Below are 1,327 nucleotides of genomic sequence, written 5' to 3' on the forward strand. Positions count from 1 at the left end.
TGTTAGTTCTGTTTTCATTTTGTCCTTCCTTCGGTATTCCCTGAAATAGCGATTTAGATGAATACTGCATTTCCTACTTTTGCATATACAAAATCAGCATCCAGCATTTCTTTCCATTGTTCTTTACTGACTTTCATATCAGCAAAAACTGTATAGTTACTTTCACACCATTCACAAAGCTCGTCCAGTGTTTCAAAAACTGGGCTTACCGGGCTACCTTCCGTTGTAGTTTCCCAAAGTTGAAAACCTTCTCCTTTTGGTGGACCTAGAAACGGCTCAAAATCTGGGCAACCATAACTTGTTAAAGCAATTCCCTTCAAGGTCGCAAACCGTTTACAGTTATCGCAACCTCCCGCGCTATAATCACTGTCATGGCAATAACTGGAATAATATCCATACCATATTGTATTAAGGGGCCAATCAAAATTTAATGGCACCCGTTTCAATGTTCTTCCCATGCTTCTCCTCCTACGATATAGTGGATGTGCGCCAGACCGGATCCCCTGGCTGTATGGTCCTCCATTATCTCTCCATAGGCACATCCGCTGCTGGTCTTACTGGTTGTGCATACACCAGAGCCATGCCAGCTATCTTTACGCAGTCTCGGTCCTGCGGATCAGGTCCCGGTATGCGCTGCTGTATTATAAGCTACGATTTTGGTTAACAAATTGGCGACTGAAATGAGCATGTCCCATTCAGATAGCACCGGTTCGCAAACTCCTCTGCCTCCCCGCTCTCCAGTGCTTTGATTGCCATCTTATATGCCTGTATCTGCTTTTCTGCGTCTGCCCGGAATGCCAACTTGTCTTGTATCGTGTTTCTGGCAATTCCCATACGCACCATCTGTTCCCATCCACCATCCGTAATTTGGTGGTGGTATGTATTAATGTGTCCCTGCAATATTGCTATTGCTTCCTGTCTATCTATCATTCCTCTGCCTCCTTGTATGGTTCCGGTAATGGCATCCAGGCAATGATATCATCATGAGTAATCCCCGTTGGAGTTATGTGCCAATTTTGTCCATTAGTACCATACCAAGCTACCAAAATCCATCCATTACCCGTATATACCAGGACATCCTCGCGACCTTCTGGCATCCGCTCCGTTACGGGAATCCACGCATCGCCCAAGGCTGCAATAGCCTCGATTGCACGCCAAACTCCATTAGCCGCTTCCTGGTCATGTTCTTCTCTTTTTATGTGCTCATACAGTCTTGTTAATGTGTCGATCGCTTTTTCTTTTTCCAGATATTTTCCCATTTCCTTCCTCCTCTAAATCTGTGTTTACCGCTTCTGGCCTTCCAGGATGCAGTCCAACGCCAGCCTTG

Annotated in this window: 3 protein-coding genes; all 3 read right to left on the bottom strand. The window is 45.4% G+C overall.

Annotation, left to right across the window (positions count from 1 at the left end):
* Positions 1-53: 53 nt before the first annotated feature.
* The 3 genes from CLFS41_RS27210 to CLFS41_RS27220 all read right to left on the bottom strand — a co-directional run bounded on the left by CLFS41_RS27210 (position 54) and on the right by CLFS41_RS27220 (position 1,259).
* The gene (locus CLFS41_RS27210) at positions 54-458 is read right to left on the bottom strand and encodes a hypothetical protein (RefSeq protein WP_045094150.1); all 405 of its coding nucleotides are present in this window, start codon (positions 456-458) and stop codon (positions 54-56) included.
* Between the two features lie 202 nt (positions 459-660).
* Positions 661-930: a hypothetical protein gene (locus CLFS41_RS27215; RefSeq protein ID WP_045094151.1), complete on the bottom strand. Its 270-nt coding sequence runs from the start codon at positions 928-930 to the stop codon at positions 661-663.
* Positions 927-1,259, bottom strand: a complete 333-nt coding sequence (locus CLFS41_RS27220; protein ID WP_045094152.1) for a DUF551 domain-containing protein — start codon at positions 1,257-1,259, stop codon at positions 927-929. The genes CLFS41_RS27215 and CLFS41_RS27220 overlap by 4 nt, the downstream gene beginning before the upstream one ends.
* Between the last annotated feature and the right edge of the window lie 68 nt (positions 1,260-1,327).

This window comes from Clostridium sp. FS41 (assembly GCF_000954015.1).
GTDB lineage: Bacteria > Bacillota > Clostridia > Lachnospirales > Lachnospiraceae > Enterocloster > Enterocloster citroniae.